General features: G+C 49.8%; 23 protein-coding genes, 1 tRNA gene and 1 pseudogene. 12 read left to right on the top strand and 13 right to left on the bottom strand.

What is annotated here, in order from left to right:
- Nucleotides 1-6 precede the first annotated feature (6 nt).
- The 8 genes from EKL29_RS10470 to EKL29_RS10435 all read right to left on the bottom strand — a co-directional run bounded on the left by EKL29_RS10470 (nt 7) and on the right by EKL29_RS10435 (nt 3495).
- Nucleotides 7-525, bottom strand: coding sequence for a hypothetical protein (locus tag EKL29_RS10470; RefSeq protein ID WP_311779007.1), 519 nt, complete (start codon nt 523-525; stop codon nt 7-9).
- A gap of 67 nt (nt 526-592) precedes the next feature.
- Nucleotides 593-982 (bottom strand): hypothetical protein, encoded by a 390-nt coding sequence (locus EKL29_RS10465; protein ID WP_126689604.1) that lies wholly within the window; start codon nt 980-982, stop codon nt 593-595.
- Nucleotides 979-1203, bottom strand: a complete 225-nt coding sequence (locus tag EKL29_RS10460; protein WP_126689603.1) for a hypothetical protein — start codon at nt 1201-1203, stop codon at nt 979-981. Before EKL29_RS10460 ends, EKL29_RS10465 begins: the two co-directional genes overlap by 4 nt.
- Complete coding sequence (locus EKL29_RS10455; protein WP_126689602.1) at nt 1200-1544, bottom strand: hypothetical protein; 345 nt, start codon at nt 1542-1544, stop codon at nt 1200-1202. The genes EKL29_RS10460 and EKL29_RS10455 overlap by 4 nt, the downstream gene beginning before the upstream one ends.
- The gene (locus EKL29_RS10450) at nt 1541-1930 is read right to left on the bottom strand and encodes a hypothetical protein (RefSeq protein WP_126689601.1); all 390 of its coding nucleotides are present in this window, start codon (nt 1928-1930) and stop codon (nt 1541-1543) included. Before EKL29_RS10450 ends, EKL29_RS10455 begins: the two co-directional genes overlap by 4 nt.
- A 109-nt stretch (nt 1931-2039) precedes the next feature.
- Nucleotides 2040-2297: a hypothetical protein gene (locus tag EKL29_RS10445; protein ID WP_126689600.1), complete on the bottom strand. Its 258-nt coding sequence runs from the start codon at nt 2295-2297 to the stop codon at nt 2040-2042.
- A 70-nt stretch (nt 2298-2367) separates the two neighbouring features.
- A complete protein-coding gene (locus EKL29_RS10440) occupies nt 2368-2670 on the bottom strand; it encodes a hypothetical protein (RefSeq protein ID WP_126689599.1) in 303 nt (100 codons plus the stop codon).
- A 165-nt stretch (nt 2671-2835) separates the two neighbouring features.
- Nucleotides 2836-3495, bottom strand: coding sequence for a LexA family transcriptional regulator (locus tag EKL29_RS10435; RefSeq protein ID WP_126689630.1), 660 nt, complete (start codon nt 3493-3495; stop codon nt 2836-2838).
- 103 nt (nt 3496-3598) lie between these two features.
- Here EKL29_RS10435 and EKL29_RS10430 point away from each other — a divergent pair, with 103 nt between their 5' ends.
- Nucleotides 3599-3826: a helix-turn-helix transcriptional regulator gene (locus tag EKL29_RS10430; protein WP_126689598.1), complete on the top strand. Its 228-nt coding sequence runs from the start codon at nt 3599-3601 to the stop codon at nt 3824-3826.
- A gap of 76 nt (nt 3827-3902) precedes the next feature.
- Here EKL29_RS10430 and EKL29_RS10425 read toward each other — a convergent pair whose 3' ends face one another.
- A complete protein-coding gene (locus EKL29_RS10425) occupies nt 3903-4226 on the bottom strand; it encodes a hypothetical protein (protein WP_126689597.1) in 324 nt (107 codons plus the stop codon).
- A 28-nt stretch (nt 4227-4254) separates the two neighbouring features.
- Here EKL29_RS10425 and EKL29_RS10420 point away from each other — a divergent pair, with 28 nt between their 5' ends.
- The 6 genes from EKL29_RS10420 (at nt 4255) to EKL29_RS10395 (ending at nt 8545) form a co-directional block, all read left to right on the top strand.
- A complete protein-coding gene (locus tag EKL29_RS10420) occupies nt 4255-4437 on the top strand; it encodes a DUF4222 domain-containing protein (protein WP_126689596.1) in 183 nt (60 codons plus the stop codon).
- Complete coding sequence (locus tag EKL29_RS10415; RefSeq protein WP_126689595.1) at nt 4434-5336, top strand: hypothetical protein; 903 nt, start codon at nt 4434-4436, stop codon at nt 5334-5336. Before EKL29_RS10420 ends, EKL29_RS10415 begins: the two co-directional genes overlap by 4 nt.
- The gene (locus EKL29_RS10410; protein WP_126689594.1) at nt 5333-6214 is read left to right on the top strand and encodes an ATP-binding protein; all 882 of its coding nucleotides are present in this window, start codon (nt 5333-5335) and stop codon (nt 6212-6214) included. The genes EKL29_RS10415 and EKL29_RS10410 overlap by 4 nt, the downstream gene beginning before the upstream one ends.
- Nucleotides 6211-7584 (top strand): replicative DNA helicase, encoded by a 1374-nt coding sequence (locus tag EKL29_RS10405; RefSeq protein WP_126689593.1) that lies wholly within the window; start codon nt 6211-6213, stop codon nt 7582-7584. Before EKL29_RS10410 ends, EKL29_RS10405 begins: the two co-directional genes overlap by 4 nt.
- A complete protein-coding gene (locus EKL29_RS10400) occupies nt 7584-7988 on the top strand; it encodes an antiterminator Q family protein (protein ID WP_126689592.1) in 405 nt (134 codons plus the stop codon). The genes EKL29_RS10405 and EKL29_RS10400 overlap by 1 nt, the downstream gene beginning before the upstream one ends.
- Before the next feature lie 155 nt (nt 7989-8143).
- The gene (locus tag EKL29_RS10395; protein WP_126689591.1) at nt 8144-8545 is read left to right on the top strand and encodes a hypothetical protein; all 402 of its coding nucleotides are present in this window, start codon (nt 8144-8146) and stop codon (nt 8543-8545) included.
- Between the two features lie 439 nt (nt 8546-8984).
- On the opposite strand, the pseudogene EKL29_RS10390 reads toward EKL29_RS10395, so the two are convergent.
- A pseudogene (locus EKL29_RS10390) lies at nt 8985-9836 on the bottom strand (DUF3800 domain-containing protein).
- Nucleotides 9837-9911: 75 nt separating this feature from the next.
- Here EKL29_RS10390 and EKL29_RS10385 point away from each other — a divergent pair.
- Nucleotides 9912-9988 (top strand) — tRNA-Arg (locus EKL29_RS10385).
- 179 nt (nt 9989-10167) lie between these two features.
- On the opposite strand, the gene EKL29_RS10380 is transcribed toward EKL29_RS10385, so the two are convergent.
- Together EKL29_RS10380 and EKL29_RS10375 are read right to left on the bottom strand one after the other, a co-directional pair.
- Nucleotides 10168-10581 carry a type II toxin-antitoxin system HicB family antitoxin gene (locus tag EKL29_RS10380; RefSeq protein ID WP_126689590.1) on the bottom strand — a complete coding sequence of 138 codons (414 nt, stop codon included), beginning with the start codon at nt 10579-10581 and terminating at the stop codon, nt 10168-10170.
- A 45-nt stretch (nt 10582-10626) separates the two neighbouring features.
- The gene (locus EKL29_RS10375; RefSeq protein WP_126689589.1) at nt 10627-10809 is read right to left on the bottom strand and encodes a type II toxin-antitoxin system HicA family toxin; all 183 of its coding nucleotides are present in this window, start codon (nt 10807-10809) and stop codon (nt 10627-10629) included.
- Nucleotides 10810-10997: 188 nt separating this feature from the next.
- On the opposite strand from EKL29_RS10375, the gene EKL29_RS10370 reads away from it, so the two are divergent.
- From EKL29_RS10370 to EKL29_RS10360, 3 genes are read left to right on the top strand one after another with little or no spacing between them, the layout of a single operon-like run.
- Nucleotides 10998-11360: a phage holin, lambda family gene (locus EKL29_RS10370; protein WP_082668175.1), complete on the top strand. Its 363-nt coding sequence runs from the start codon at nt 10998-11000 to the stop codon at nt 11358-11360.
- Nucleotides 11344-11976, top strand: a complete 633-nt coding sequence (locus tag EKL29_RS10365) for a glycoside hydrolase family 19 protein (RefSeq protein ID WP_126689588.1) — start codon at nt 11344-11346, stop codon at nt 11974-11976. The genes EKL29_RS10370 and EKL29_RS10365 overlap by 17 nt, the downstream gene beginning before the upstream one ends.
- Nucleotides 11964-12401 (top strand): Rz lytic protein, encoded by a 438-nt coding sequence (locus tag EKL29_RS10360; RefSeq protein WP_126689587.1) that lies wholly within the window; start codon nt 11964-11966, stop codon nt 12399-12401. The genes EKL29_RS10365 and EKL29_RS10360 overlap by 13 nt, the downstream gene beginning before the upstream one ends.
- 222 nt (nt 12402-12623) lie before the next feature.
- Here EKL29_RS10360 and EKL29_RS23100 read toward each other — a convergent pair whose 3' ends face one another.
- The gene (locus tag EKL29_RS23100; protein ID WP_126689586.1) at nt 12624-12923 is read right to left on the bottom strand and encodes a hypothetical protein; all 300 of its coding nucleotides are present in this window, start codon (nt 12921-12923) and stop codon (nt 12624-12626) included.
- A gap of 110 nt (nt 12924-13033) precedes the next feature.
- Here EKL29_RS23100 and EKL29_RS10350 point away from each other — a divergent pair, with 110 nt between their 5' ends.
- The gene (locus tag EKL29_RS10350; RefSeq protein WP_126689585.1) at nt 13034-13372 is read left to right on the top strand and encodes an HNH endonuclease; all 339 of its coding nucleotides are present in this window, start codon (nt 13034-13036) and stop codon (nt 13370-13372) included.
- Nucleotides 13373-13460: the final 88 nt, after the last annotated feature.

The raw sequence follows: 13460 nt of genomic DNA, 5'->3' as shown, positions 1-13460 counted from the left end.
TTCCCCTCAGTGCATAACCGGCATGTCGGGCATGCCCTTGGTATTCAGTTGTTCGATAAAGCTGTCGTGTAGCATTTCGAAGGCTTGCTGCCCGAACGCCGAAAGTCTGAATCCCTCTCCCTGTTCTGCGGTGAGCATGTCCTTGTACATGCGCAGGGCCAGCTTTAACCCCTCGTCAGATCCGTATTTTTCAATCGCAATACTCTCGACGTGATTTGCCAAGGCAAAGCGTTCCGGTCCCGGATAAATGCCCATGCCACCATTAGCGCCACGGTAGATCACCGCACGGTCAATCCCGCCCTCATCATTCGGAACGTCAGCGGTACCGTTTTTGTCTTTCTCCTGTGTGATAAAGACAGTCACGACGAGCCATCTCCAGATGATGATTTCTCTGGAAACGCTCAGGCGGTACCAGCCGTTCTCCACTGCTTCCCAGACGCAGGCCAGAAGGCGAAGCCCGTTAACCGTGTTAGCGTCATGTTCGCCATCGTTCAGGGCGCGGATGATGACGGAATAACCGGTCACCTTGCCACCATCTAAAACGCCGTCTGGCGTTGCCTGTGCGTTTTCTGAATAATCCATCTCATGCACCTCAGTAAGGTTTCTGGCTAAGTAGCTGTGCGATGTTGCTGGCTGCTGCTTCGTAGCTTTTCTGCCACTTCTCAATCGCACGGCGGCGGGCCATCAGTTTCTGGATCCGGCGATAGGTGCGGTGGTGCGCATTGAAGTAGCGCTCTGTGAGCGAACCACGGCGCTCAGCTTTAACGCCATTCACAATGGCGGGTGTCGATGGCTCATGCGTCGGAATTCCAGCTTTATCGAAAGTGCCGGTCACCATGAAATGCACCAGGTTATTAAGCGCAGCGCTGCGACTCAGGAAACGGCGGCGGCGTCCGTGACGTGTCACGACATATACCGGTGACTGGAGGGTGCGAAACGAGTCGTCGATTGCGTCTTCGCGGCTAACAGTGAGCTTCTTCATTTTTTGCCGTCCTTACATTTGGAATAGGTTTCGTGTGTCATTAACTGCCAGTCTTTGCCGCAGTTCTGCGAGAGCAGACGCCAGCGCGGGTTAACCTTCAGGCTCAGATAGCCGGTGCCGTGGATGCGGCAGGGAAATATGCGGCGCTTGCGATACTGCGCCAGCTTCCGTGTTGCCTGTCCGATCACCCACTCAGGGGCGCGGAGGGTGGTCAGCGTCATTGCCCACCCCGCTGCTGGAAAGCCTGCTCGACCAGATTGGAAACAAGCGCCTCCATGAAACCTTCACCGATGTGCGACAGCTTGCCGGATTTAATCTTCACACAGTCGCCATACGTCTCTGCTATCTCCCGGTCCGCTGCAGCTGCTGGCGTGACTTTCCGCACCGCAGCCTCGAATAATTTAATCAGCGCCTTATTCAGGATTTCAGCATCAAGCTGCACGGTAGTGATCGAGCCATCCGGTAATTTTGCGGTGGTATGAAAGCTGCCCGTCTTTGCATTTAGTGAGAGCAGGTAGCAGTTGACCAGCCTGTTACGGGATATCTCTAAAGGTGTTTTCATTGAATAAATTCTCCGGCAAGGGTATTTAGCTGACGCTGTTCATACTTACGGGCAGATTTAGAAATAAAGTCCATCAGGTTTCGGCCAATCCAATCAGCCATTTGTGGATTGCTTTCCCGAATGTCATTAATTATTTCGTTAGACTGAAGCTGCATTAGCTTTAACAGGGCAACTTCAGCCAGGGCTGAACCAGTAGTAACTTTATCGGTAACCTTTTTTCCACGATGGAAGCTTGGGAGAATCATTACCAGAATCGAGTTTGCGCACTGGACGAATGTACCCTCTCGGGAAGGTGCTAAATCGTCACACACAAACTGGATGTTATTAGCCAAATAAGCAGCAGCGATGGCAACTTTTTCTTTATTGCTTGCTAATTGCGCTTTCATTATTTAACTCCATAAGCTGCTTTGAGGAAAAGAATAGCCAGATGCCATTGCCCGTTGTCGCGCATCAGTAAAGCCTGACGATACTTTTCTTTATTAATTGAAGGAGACATCAGCGGCCTGCCTCTACGTTTGCCGCAGTGCGTTCAACCATAAATGCCAGCTCATGAATCAGGGAATAGAAGCGTCCAGCCACCTTCACATCGGCCTGCGCCATAGGCTTGTAGAGCACTTCCATGAACTCGCGCTGAAGCTGGTCAGCATAGTTCAGAGCGGCTTTTGAAGTATCATTAGCGCTTGAAATGCAAATGCCTGCTTTTGATTCTGGTGCAGAGACTTTGCTCTTTGGTGACGCTATTAAATTATTCATATTCAGCCTTTAATCACTTTAAAGATGTGTTTAGCCCCAGCGCAGGCGCTGTAAATTAAAAACGATTTGGTTAATTCAGGAGGTAATGCAGCTTTGGATTGCTTTTGATAATCTGCATAGCTTGCTCATTGATTTCATCTTTGTCAGCCCAGCAACAAACTAAATAAGCAAGATTCTCTTTGCGCACGTAAAGTGCGTAGATGAATTCATTTATGCAATTGCACTGGACTTGAAATCTGAAATTCTCTTCTGTTTTAAAAAAGTTAGGGAATAGATCTTTGTTATCCACAATGGGGAACTCAAAATATATTCCGGGGGCAATACGTACTGATGCTGATTCGCAGGTAATGATTTCGTCTGAAGAAGTATTCATCTCAAAGGCTCCGTTGTCTGCCGATGAGTTAACAATACGCAATGTATTATATTGCGTCAATACAAAATGAATTATTTTATTTTCCTTAGTTCAATATGTATGAATTTCAAGGGTATTTAATACAAAAAAACCCGCCTAGGCGGGTTGGGGTGTGATGGTCCTTGCTTAGAGGAGCCGAAGTTTCGTTTCGATAGCAACGCCAAGAATTTTACAGTTGCCGTTGATGGGCATCATCGGCCATTGGGGATTTAAAGCTTTGAGAAACTTTTGATTTCCATCAATAATCAGCTTCTTGAAGGTAGCCTCGTTGTCATCTGTGAGCTTGGCTATGACAAGGTTGCCATTCATGGGCTCACGGCCCGTATCAAACAGCACATAAGTACCATCAGGGATACTAAGACCGGCTGGGGCGGTCATCGATTCGCCTTCGACTTCAAGCCAGAACGCATCCCCATGTGTATGCGCATCTGATTCTAACCAGAGATCTATGTCCTTCATTGAGTATGGTTCGCATGCTTCAGCCCATGCGCCAGCCTGCACTTTACTAAGCACTGGATATTTCCTCCCTGGAGAATGCGGCTGAACAAAGGTCACATTTGCCTCGCTCTTCGGATCCGCGACACTGCCATCAGATGACAGTCGGATTTCGTTCATACCTAAAATCTTCATGATTGCGGCTATGTCCTCAATGCTCGGCTCACGCCTTCCGTTGAGCCAATGGCCAATGGCACCCTGAGTTTTTCCTAGCAGCTCTGCCAGGCGCTCTTGAGTGATACCAATTTCTTTCATTCTGGCCTTGGCCAGGTCGTTCCATTTTAGTTTCATGCTCTGGATGATTACATAATGTATTTTTTCAACAAGATTCATTTTGTATTATTTTGAGCCTGCTGTATAGTACATTATGTATTATTAATTGCAGGACTGAGATATGAACAAGATGAAGCACTTCCGTAGGGAGGTAAACCTTTCTCAAGCGGAGCTTGCGGCAATCGTTAAAAGCACGCAAAGCGCTATCAGTCACTATGAGACTGGTCGTCGTCGTCCAAGCCTTGACCTGTGCCGGAATATTGTGAAAGCGCTAGTGGTATCCGGTGCAAAGGTTTGTGTGGATGACGTTTTCCCGCACCCAACAGGCCCAGACCATGCAGCAGAATAACCCGCGCACATTGAGCCTTCCTGCTGGCATGAGGGTTCAGCCGCTCTATATCAAATGTCCGAGCTGCGGATGCGATTTACAGGAGTTTTATCAATCCGAAAACAATCAGACCGATGCCGATCACGTCAATCAAGATGCCAATGAGCCTGGCTTTTCTAAGATGTCCGCTGACCTTCCCATAGGGCCGGTTGAAATTATCAAGCATGAGGGCTTCTTGGTAGGGATGGTTAATCCACTCTCCAATTCCCCAAAAGAAAAAACCGGCAGAGATGAGAGCCGTTGGTTTCGTCGGGTAGGCAGAGAGCAGGCCGGTCCCATTAACGAGAAAAACGAATGCACCAGCTGCGATAAAGACTTTGTACCACGCATCAAGGGCAAGTTTAGACAGCGGATTTTCCATTTCCTGTTCCGTTTGCTGGGAGGCCGTTATGAGTGATCAGCAGGTTACCACACTAGACAGAACATACCGCGATCCGCGCGGTGTGCTGGTGCATGTCACTGGCTACGACCGTGTAAACGAGCAGGTCATCTTCACCCGCTCCGGCTATGAGCATGAGTGCATGCGTCCGGTGTGGCAGTTTCAGCAGTTTTTCAGGAGGGTTTCAGAATGAGTCAGTTCCTGCATTTACTCGACAGGCCTGTTGCTTTCCAGCGCTCATTCGTTCGCCTTGGTGCCGGTGTGACCGGAGCACTCCTTTTGTCTCAGCTTGTGTACTGGCAGAACCGTATGGATGGAAAGTGGTTCTATAAAACCCAGGTTGAGCTTGAGGAAGAAACCGGACTTAGCCGCTATGAGCAGGAAGGGGCCAGAAAGAAGCTGGTTTCTGTCGGTGTACTTGAGGAGCAGAAAAAGGGCATCCCGGCAAAACTGTATTTCCGGGTGAACGAAATCGCTCTCTCTGAATTTTTACTGCCTAAAAACCAGCAGGCAGGCATGGGGAATTCCTGCAACCAAGGATGCGGAAATTCCGCAAACAGTGATGCGGAAAACCAGCAGGCAGGCATGGGGAATTTTCCCGACCCGGTATGTGGAAATTCCGCATCCATTCATACAGTAGATTACACAGAGACTACTACAGAGATTACTTCAGAGACTACATCTGATGGCACACCGGCTAAAGCCGCTGAGCCGTCACGCAATGCTAAGCAGGATTATTCACCTGAGTTTGAAGAAGCTTGGCAGGCATACCCAAAGCGTTCTGGCGGCAATCCGAAGCCTTCAGCCTGGAAAGCATGGTCTGCCCGTATTCGTGAAGGCGTTAAGCCCTCTGACATGCTGGCTGGCGTACAGCGCTATGCGTCATACGTCACTGCCACTGGCAAGGCCAACAGCGAATACGTGAAACAGGCATCAACGTTCTTCGGTCCGGATCACCACTTTGCAGAGAGCTGGACGGCACCAGCCAGCCAGCAGCGCAGTACTCCGGCACAGAGCCGTCACAGCGGTTTCTCTGAAAGGGATTACGGCACCACCACCACACCATATTGGGCAAAAGGAGCATCAGAATGAGAAATAACCCGACTCAGCGCGGCGCAGATATTCAGTCACTGAAAATCAAAATCTCCGCACTGCAGGAAGAAATGCGGTTTGCTGGTGGAAAGCCCTCCGATCTGGATCGTTGCTTTGACCGACATGAAATAGTGACCGGCACCTGTGAGAAGCATGGCGAATTCACCCAGCAGCGCATCTGGATGGAATACAGCGGGCGCGTGGCAGAGAAGCTTTCCCGCTGCCCGCAATGCATTACCGCAGAATTGGAAGACGCACAGAACAGCCTGAGCGCCATCCAGACTGAAATACTGACTGAGCGTGCGAATATCCCTGAGCGCTTCGCGGGTTGTAGCTTCGATAGCTATCAGGCCGTCAACGCGTCCGCACAGAAGAATCTGGCGATGCTTAAAGCGTATGCGAAGGCATGGCCGCAGATGCTGGACGCCGGAACCAGCCTCATCATGACGGGCAGGCCGGGAACGGGTAAAAATCATCTGGCCGTGGCGCTGGCGAAGAGCATCATCGAAGAGCACCAGGCATCAGTGTTGCTGACCTCTGTCATGCGTATCATTCGCGCAGTCCGCAGCACATGGGATAAGGGCAGTGACCGTACCGAAGAAGATGTGATCGCGCTGTATACCGGCATGGATATGCTGATTATCGATGAGGTAGGCATCCAGTATGGATCTGAGTCAGAGATGATCATCCTGTTCGACATCATGAACACCCGTTATGAACGTATGCTTCCAACCGTGCTCATCAGCAATCTGGCGCTGCCTCAGATTTCACAGGTTATCGGTGACCGCCTGACCGACCGCATGGTTGAGGGCGGCGGAGCAACACTGGTATTCGACTGGCCCAGCTATCGCAGCCAGAAGGGAGCACCAGCAGTATGAGTGATGCACTGTGGCGTGATGAGGACATGGAAGCGGCTGTGCTGGGGGCGATGTTCCTGCGCGGCGCAGAGGCTGAGGTGATGGAAGTCATCGCCTCACTGCCTGACACGGCGTTTAACTTCCCGCAGTATCGGGATATCTACCGGGCTATCACCGCACAGGCCCGCGGCAAAGGCGTAATCGACCCGATCCTGATTGGTGAACAGCTTCCGCAGCACCAGGCTCTTATCGACGCTACAGGCCGGATTGCGTGGGCGAGGTCTTCGCTAAAGTCCTACTCACAGCAGCTGGTTCGGCAGGCGGCGATTCGTGATGCTTTTCATGCCCTGAATGGCGCTCTCAGGAGCCTCACAGAAGCACCTAACAGCGATGCGGGGATTCGTATTCTGGAACAGGTGAAAGCGACCGTGGAGGCGATACAGACAGAATCTGACGCCATCCGCCCGGTTTCTATCGACGAGCTGCTTCCCACCATCATCAATCGCATTGATGAACGCATGGCCTCAGACAGTGCCGGCCGTTCGGTAATGACCGGGATCGAAGAGCTGGATGAGGTGACAGGCGGTTTTGACCAGACAGACCTTATCTTGTTGGCCGCACGGCCTTCAATGGGTAAAACGGAGATGATTCTGGACATTACCGAAAACCTGACCGCCAGCGGTGCAGGGGTGCTGTTCTTCAGTATGGAGATGAGCGACATCCAGATCGCAGAGCGTCACGTTGCAGCGGCGGGCGGTATCTCAGCCTCACGCCTCAAGTCTCCGGACAAGCTGAAAGACGAAGACTGGGCGCGAATCAGCAACGGGATCGGGCAGATGACCGGGCGCAATATCTGGATTGTCGATGCCAACAACCTGACCGTTGACCAGATCCAGCACATCGCGACCCGCCACATTCAGCAGCATCCGGAGACAGCACTGGTTGCTATCGACTACCTGCGCCTGATTAAGCTCCAGAGCGCCAGCCGTCATGATCTGGCCGTGGGTGATGTATCAAAGGGCCTGAAGTCGCTGGCTAAGGCTAACCGGGTGCCGGTAGTGGCACTGAGCCAGCTTTCACGCAGCGTGGAGAGCCGCCCGAATAAGCGCCCGGTGAACGCTGATCTCAAGGACTCAGGCGAGATTGAAGCCGATGCGGACATCATCATGATGCTCTACCGGGATGAGGTGTATAACCCGGAGTCGCCAGCGGCAGGCATCGCAGAAATCAACATCACCAAGAACCGTAACGGGCCGCTGGGTACCGTGTATCGCCGGTTCTGGAACGGGCACTTCCACTATATCGACCAGGCAGAGGCCCGCGCCCGCAGCACGGAACGGGAAGAGGCATATACCAGCAACAAACGTTATTCTAAGGGGAGAGCAGCATAATGCGCGATATTCAACTGGTACTGGAACGCTGGGGTACGTGGGCAGCGTGTGAAGGATCTCAGGTAAGCTGGTCACCAACCAGCCCCATGTTCAGGAGTCTGCTTCCACATGAGGGAAAATCGTCCCGACAGTCCTGCAGCGATAATGATGGAATTATTATCGATAGTGCTGTTGGCATGCTGAAAAAGACAGACCGCCATGACGAACTGGAACTGGTGATGCTGCACTACATGTATGACGTGTCTAAATCTACCATTGCCCGGTGGAGAAGGTGCTCTGAAGGAAAGGTAAGGCAGCAGCTGATGATTGCGGAAACATTTATCGACGCTTGCATCATAATGACCGGCTCGCGGCTTGAAATGGATGAGTGGACCCGCAAAACTATTTTCAAGAAATCTGCATAATCTGCTTTTCGTTACGAATTTTAGGCGCTATTGTGCTAAGAGTCGTAACAACGCAGTGCTACTTATTTATCGCAACCTCGCCAATTGGCGGGGTTTTCTTATATTGAAATCAGCATTATGATTACGGACCACTCAGCCTGTTCCAGGACGTCCAAATGTCAAATGAAGAAGAGTTAGACTGTGTAGTCATTTTTACACCCGAGGAAATGGAATCTTTCAATCAAGACCTTGAGCTTGAATTAAGCAAAGATGAGCATGAGGCGCGTATGGGTATGGAATTGCCCAGCGTACAGGCTTTGTACGAGATTGTTAATGATCCTCCTCCGGGAATACCAGCAGAGCATTATCATGATTATGCAGTTTATGCGGACATAAAAAACCCCATAGCCTTAATCATTGATGGAGAACAAGAAGATAAATATTTCAGGATCCGCCGGCCAAAAGATTACTCAGCCATAGAGGATGTCCTGCAAGGAATTCTAGACGATAGGTTGGAAGCAAAGCGCTTACAGGATGACTGGGCTGAAGAAGACTACAGAAATAGTTTACGAAACTGATTCGTAATTCCAAGGCCGCCTATTGCGGCCTTTTTTACAACAGATAAGCGCATTTCATGACGCCGGAGCCAGCGGATGACATTTACCCCGGTAGGCATGGGATATAGGGGAGTGCGCTTTTCGTTGTGGTGAATGCGCAGGCTGATGCGCGGAAAGAAATGCCCCATTGGTACACGAGGCGAGATCACCAGACGGGTAAAGCCGCTTGCCGCCGGGACCGATAAGCCGGAGATCAGCGCCGGCCATCACACATATTTCATGGGTGAGAAGCACTGCGGTTGTGCGTTTGGCCTTAAACCGATTTTCAATACATTAATCCTGCCTTGTCCGAAAAAAACAAGCCTAAAATTGTATGATAATTGAGATGAAAAGTAGGGCGGTACCATCTCAATGATCCCGCCCAGTTCGTAAAACGCTTGATTGAGCGTTAACCCGAACCTTATCGGCTGGGAGGTCGAGTATTTTTTCGCTTTGGCAATGGATATTTTAGTTTTACAGGCTTGGTTTCAAGTTCGCGTGGCCCTTTTGTCGGGTCATAAAAGTACCAAATGTTGAACTTCCTCTCATAGTTCATTGTATCGTAAAGAAAACCGTCCCAACCTATGTAAGAAGCGATATTTTTTGCCACCTCTAATTTAAGTGGGTTTGATGCCTTATCCTGGAAAGCACTCATAACTGCTCCTAATAGGAAGTCAGCGATTTGAATTTGGTGAGAATGCTTTGAGTCTTTCGTCTTTACATACTTGATAGCTTCTTTTTTACCCGTTGAATTCAGCACGACGTTATTGGCTATTTTGAGCAGTGCTTCATCAGCCTTCTGATAGCTGGAAGGAATGGGATCAACGTCAATTCGAAATTCACACTCCCTATTAGGATGTGTTTTAATTACCTTAGTAATTTTTGACGTAAGAAGTTTTGTAAAATGTTTTCGCATGGCAAGATCGTAATTGCCATTGTGATACTTCTTATCGACATGTGATTTCTGAACAATTATGCAATGAAATGCCAGCCAGGGATGCCTGAAAAACATATCTATGACATCCGCATAAAATTCTTGATTACGTTATGAATGTGCTTTCTGCCATTTCAGTTCATCGTAGCAGTTATGCTTTTCGCGAAGTTGTCGCATAATCTGAGAAAACTGCCCCCGGCGCTGGTAGCGCATCCAAACGCTGCCATATCCATAAAATCGTGCACCACCAGTACCAGACTCATCGCATGAGACATGCCATATAAGTTTGCCCGGGTTATCCAGATCTACATCTTCCTCAAAATCGTCAAGTTCATCCATTGTTTAGCCGGTTAAGATTTATCTGAGATGGTTGACTATTAAACATCAACATATCTGATTGATAAAGATCATTTTGCGCCATTAGCTCAATAGGAAAGAGCAGCGGATTTCTAATCCGCCGGTTGTCTGTTCGAATCAGGCATGGTGCTCCAAAATTTCAAACTGGCTGAGACGGATTGGCGCTTGCTTTAAGAGCTTGAGAGGGTGAATCATTACCACCAGTTTGCGCCAGATTAATCCTGATGCCGACGGGCAATGCAGTTACCGCTGTATAGCGTTAGGAACAATAAAGAAGGCCGCTATGCGCGGCCTGAGACGAAGGAAGATAGGGCTAGCGGTGAGACAGTTCTTTACGTGCTGCCTCTGCAATAAAGTGGCTGCGGCTGGTGTATCGGGAATCCTGACCGACAGCCCTGTCGATCTTTTCGATCAGCAGGTGCGGCATGGTGATGTTGATACGCTCGGACTTGCCGAGATACTTGGTGATATCGATATCAACGCAGATCATCATCACTTTAAGCCCGCTTTCACCGTAATCACCTGAATCGATATCAGGCATATCGTTCTCTCCGGGAATAGTCAGACCCTTTTCAGCCATCAACTCGAAGTGAGCATTCAGGGCCGATTCAGCATCCTGCATTGCTTCCCGCATATTATCGCCTGCGAAAATGCAGCCGGTAATACCAGGAAAGTAACCGCTGGCTGTTTTGTCGTGGTCAATCTCTACGACGCCGTAATACAACATGAATTCACCTCACGCATAAAGAGCGCCCTTACGGGCGGCTCCTGATTATTTAAGTTTCGCATCCTTCATGATTTGGTGAACTGTACCAGTCTTCAAATCTTTCTTAGGGTGCGGAACCGTTACTATGTTAGCGAAATCCGGGTGGCTGAACTGGTGATGACTTCCTTTCACTCTGTCTAGTTGCCAGCCATTTTTCTCCAACAGCTTTATCAGTTCCGAACTTTTCAATCTTCCTCCGTCTCGTTAACTGATGAGATGAGTATACACACCATACACATCCATATCAATGCAATAATGTGTATCGTGTGTATTTATTTGGTGAGCTTTTAACACCCTGGCTTTTTAGTTTCAGCCATGGGGAGGTTTGCCGCATTCTTCTGACTACCGACAGCACCTGCCAATTAACGGAGGTGAGGATGAAACGCATGCCGGACAAAGACGTTGGGTTCTGGGCAAGCCTGATCGCCTGGCTTTACGCCCACAAAAACGAAACCGGCTATGCGGGTCTGGCCGGAGTCATGGCGATCCTGAGGGCCACTTACGTTGGGAAAGATGCATGGTCGCGCCGCCTGCTTGATGCGGCGATGTGCAGCGTCTTCGCATTCTTCCTGCAGCCCAGCCTTCAGGTAATTGGGTCAGTGTTTAACTGGCACTTCAGTGAAGACATTACGCGGGTTGCTGCGGTATTCCTTGGCTTCCTCGGTGTGGACTACGTGTCCACGAAGATACGCCGCCAGATAGATAAGCGACTGGGAGACAGTAATGCTGACAGCCAGTAGTTTTCAGCTCGCGACCGGCGTGAGTAATGCGCTGCGCGATGCCTGGTTTCCTCATATTGCGGCAAGCCTCTCAGCCTTCCAGATAAGCACGCCATTACGGCAGGCCCACTTTCTGGCGCAGACAGGGCATGAGTCTGCCGGGTTCCTGAAGGTGGAAGAGGGGTTGAACTACAGCGAGAACGCGCTGACTGCCATGTTTGGCAAGCGCATTACCGCTGAGCAGGCCCGCGCCTATGGTCGTAATGCGATGCATGCGGCTAACCAGAAGATGATCGCCAGCATCATTTACGCAACCCGTAACGGAAATGGTGATGTTGCTTCAGGTGATGGTTACCGCTATCGCGGTCGGGGTCTGATTCAGATCACTGGCAAGGCCAACTATGCAGCCCTTGTGAAACAGCTTGGCGCTGATGTGGTGGCTAATCCTGATTTATTGCTGGGCTATCGCTTTGCTGCGATGTCTGCGGCGGCATGGTGGAAGAATAACGGCCTGAACGAACTGGCTGACTCTGATGATGTTATCCGCATCACCAGAATCATTAACGGTGGCACCAATGGTCTGGACGACCGGAAATCCCGCTTATCAAAATCTAAGGGGATTCTATGTTCAACGTAATCGGCTTTATCCGAAACAATTCAGGCCTGGTCATCATCGGCCTTATCTGCGTGGCGCTGTGGGGGCTGAACGCCAGTAACTCACAGCTTAAGGCAACGAACGACAGGCTTGAGAAGCTGGCAAACAGCAAAGACGAGCAGATTAACGATCTGCGTTCTAAGAATGATGGCCTGGCATCAAGCGTCACTGAGCTGGTGACAGCCGTTAAGCAGCAAAACGAAGTGATGAGTCAGGTTACAGAGCAACGTGCCGTGACAGCCCAGCAGAACCGGAAACTACAGAATGAAATTAAACGATACTTGGCGGCGGACAAGTGTGCTGTTGCTCCTGTTCCCCCTGATGCTGCTGACCGGCTGCGGGACGCAGCAAAAGCCGCTGGTGGAGTACCGGACAGTAAAGCAGCCTCAGCTAAACCTTCCGGCTGAGCTTACCAGTCAGATTGACGTTCCCGCGCCATCACAGGATATGACGTTCGGTGACAGCGTGAGCCTCAACGCAGAGTTATATAGCTTATTGGGCCAGTGTAATACAGACAGAAATGCCATCCTCAAAATTCAAGGGAAATAAGGAATTCATAATCAATTTAATGATTTAGGCTCCTTAGAAAAATGGCATAACCGTACATAGTTATGCCATTCATATTATTATTAGATTCCTGCAGGGCAAGTGTGTGGTTCGCAGGTCACTCTGCATTGCTTACCTTCCATATCAGTCCAAACGCTACATGTACTTGATTTTGATATATTATCGTTGCACTTGTAATATTCAATGTAAGTCTTAGTTGGCGTGCAACCACCAGAAACATTCATTCCAGTTTTGACAACTTTTACACCCTCACTATTAAAAACCAAAATATCTGTTCTCGGGGATAATAATGGGTCGGCGCTGCTATAACCTGAAGTTGAAGCAGCAAGTAAAATGGAAGCCAATAGAATTATTGCCTTCATGATTATGCTCCTAAGATAGTTAACGAATGGACAGCCCGCGCAACACTTAGTTGCGCTGAGTTATAGTTTACATCAGAAATTAAATATCGCTGTTTTAATTGGGTTTAGTCATGTCAGAACTACGCATTTATAACAGTAGGTGGGACAAAGCCAGGCTGTCTTTCCTAAAGTCACATCCTCTCTGCTTCATGTGTCACCGTCAGGGCAGGGCAGTTGCAGCAGCTGTGGTTGACCACATCAAGCCGCACAGGCTGAAGGAAGCGATCAATGGTGGCAAGCAGGACGAGATAGCGAAGGCTCAGAAGCTCTTCTGGGACAAAGCCAACTGGCAACCTCTTTGCAAGCAGCATCACGACTCGACCAAGCAGCGCGAAGAAAAGCGCGGTCACGTTATAGGGTGCGATGAGAATGGCCTGCCCCTCGATCCGTCATCCCATTGGCACAAATGAGAATGAATATCACTCCCCATCATGAATGAGAGGGGTCTCGACCAGATGAGAGCGATTATCATCATCACCGGGGAGGGCGGGTGCAGAG

The sequence above is a fragment of the Pantoea sp. YU22 genome (assembly GCF_003970755.1).
GTDB classification, from domain to species: Bacteria; Pseudomonadota; Gammaproteobacteria; order Enterobacterales; family Enterobacteriaceae; genus Pantoea; species Pantoea piersonii.
Note: the sequence above shows the minus strand (reverse complement) of the source record. Positions and strands in the feature narration are given on the sequence as shown.

Bases quoted from the DNA above. Each gene is read 5' to 3' on its own strand.
- EKL29_RS10465 (WP_126689604.1), bottom strand. From the start codon at position 982: ATGAAGAAGCTCACTGTTAGCCGCGAAGACGCAATCGACGACTCGTTT.
- EKL29_RS10460 (WP_126689603.1), bottom strand. From the start codon at position 1,203: ATGACGCTGACCACCCTCCGCGCCCCTGAGTGGGTGATCGGACAGGCA.
- EKL29_RS10455 (WP_126689602.1), bottom strand. From the start codon at position 1,544: ATGAAAACACCTTTAGAGATATCCCGTAACAGGCTGGTCAACTGCTAC.
- EKL29_RS10450 (WP_126689601.1), bottom strand. From the start codon at position 1,930: ATGAAAGCGCAATTAGCAAGCAATAAAGAAAAAGTTGCCATCGCTGCT.
- EKL29_RS10445 (WP_126689600.1), bottom strand. From the start codon at position 2,297: ATGAATAATTTAATAGCGTCACCAAAGAGCAAAGTCTCTGCACCAGAA.
- EKL29_RS10440 (WP_126689599.1), bottom strand. From the start codon at position 2,670: ATGAATACTTCTTCAGACGAAATCATTACCTGCGAATCAGCATCAGTA.
- EKL29_RS10435 (WP_126689630.1), bottom strand. From the start codon at position 3,495: ATGAAACTAAAATGGAACGACCTGGCCAAGGCCAGAATGAAAGAAATT.
- EKL29_RS10430 (WP_126689598.1), top strand. From the start codon at position 3,599: ATGAACAAGATGAAGCACTTCCGTAGGGAGGTAAACCTTTCTCAAGCG.
- EKL29_RS10425 (WP_126689597.1), bottom strand. From the start codon at position 4,226: ATGGAAAATCCGCTGTCTAAACTTGCCCTTGATGCGTGGTACAAAGTC.
- EKL29_RS10420 (WP_126689596.1), top strand. From the start codon at position 4,255: ATGAGTGATCAGCAGGTTACCACACTAGACAGAACATACCGCGATCCG.
- EKL29_RS10415 (WP_126689595.1), top strand. From the start codon at position 4,434: ATGAGTCAGTTCCTGCATTTACTCGACAGGCCTGTTGCTTTCCAGCGC.
- EKL29_RS10410 (WP_126689594.1), top strand. From the start codon at position 5,333: ATGAGAAATAACCCGACTCAGCGCGGCGCAGATATTCAGTCACTGAAA.
- EKL29_RS10405 (WP_126689593.1), top strand. From the start codon at position 6,211: ATGAGTGATGCACTGTGGCGTGATGAGGACATGGAAGCGGCTGTGCTG.
- EKL29_RS10400 (WP_126689592.1), top strand. From the start codon at position 7,584: ATGCGCGATATTCAACTGGTACTGGAACGCTGGGGTACGTGGGCAGCG.
- EKL29_RS10395 (WP_126689591.1), top strand. From the start codon at position 8,144: ATGTCAAATGAAGAAGAGTTAGACTGTGTAGTCATTTTTACACCCGAG.
- EKL29_RS10380 (WP_126689590.1), bottom strand. From the start codon at position 10,581: ATGTTGTATTACGGCGTCGTAGAGATTGACCACGACAAAACAGCCAGC.
- EKL29_RS10370 (WP_082668175.1), top strand. From the start codon at position 10,998: ATGAAACGCATGCCGGACAAAGACGTTGGGTTCTGGGCAAGCCTGATC.
- EKL29_RS10365 (WP_126689588.1), top strand. From the start codon at position 11,344: ATGCTGACAGCCAGTAGTTTTCAGCTCGCGACCGGCGTGAGTAATGCG.
- EKL29_RS10360 (WP_126689587.1), top strand. From the start codon at position 11,964: ATGTTCAACGTAATCGGCTTTATCCGAAACAATTCAGGCCTGGTCATC.
- EKL29_RS23100 (WP_126689586.1), bottom strand. From the start codon at position 12,923: ATGAAGGCAATAATTCTATTGGCTTCCATTTTACTTGCTGCTTCAACT.
- EKL29_RS10350 (WP_126689585.1), top strand. From the start codon at position 13,034: ATGTCAGAACTACGCATTTATAACAGTAGGTGGGACAAAGCCAGGCTG.